General features: G+C 46.9%; 1 protein-coding gene. It reads left to right on the top strand.

The features are described from left to right. The coding region (locus tag D7X55_RS45035; RefSeq protein WP_233610396.1) for a hypothetical protein at positions 1-605 on the top strand (605 nt) is incomplete at its 5' end. Positions 606-735: the final 130 nt, after the last annotated feature.

The following is a 735-nucleotide window of genomic DNA, read 5'->3' as shown; positions in this document are numbered from 1 at the left end:
GGGCACTCAAATCAATCAAACAAATCGAATTGCACAATCATCGCGATCGCAAAGGCCTCCGCAACGAAGACAATCAAGATACACTCTGCCACGCACTTCAAGACCTCATTTCCCGCGATATAATTCGCACCATTCCACCAATTGAATCTGACGAGCCAAATCTACCTATCACAGTGCCTGACTGCCCACTCTGCGATCTTTATGCAAAAGATCGCGCACACGCGCGCGATCCGCAAGATGACCAACGATTCAGCCACCGCCCACGCCGATTCAACCAAACAAGGTCGCACAGCTTCTACAACAACAAGAAAAACGAATCTGCCATCATCCCTAGAGAGAATACCCTTCGCAAATACCTAATCTTTGTCAATTCAAGGTCGCACAAGTACACCAGACTCACCAAACACTATATACATGAAAAACCACCACAAAGAAGACACAGAAGAATCAGACACAAACACCATAAATTCAAACCGAAACCTAAACTCCCTACAAACCAGAGAATGCTACTTACAACAAACAATCCACAGCCAACCGCATTAGCCCATGTCACCCAAATTCCTCCTGGAACAACAATCCAATCCACCAACTCAACTCTCAACTAACAAGTCACCAACCCAGCTGACTGGCTTAGTAGCAGCATTGCACTGCTCTGACACCAGTCCCTCCCAAGCCAGAATTCACCCATTGGGTTTTTAGGCGATGGTATGGGAGGGTCTCCCCTGTCTCTTATAC

Origin of the sequence: Corallococcus sp. AB049A (assembly GCF_003668885.1) — a bacterium.
Classification (GTDB): Bacteria; Myxococcota; Myxococcia; order Myxococcales; family Myxococcaceae; genus Corallococcus; species Corallococcus interemptor.
This window is presented reverse-complemented; position numbering and strand designations above follow the sequence as displayed.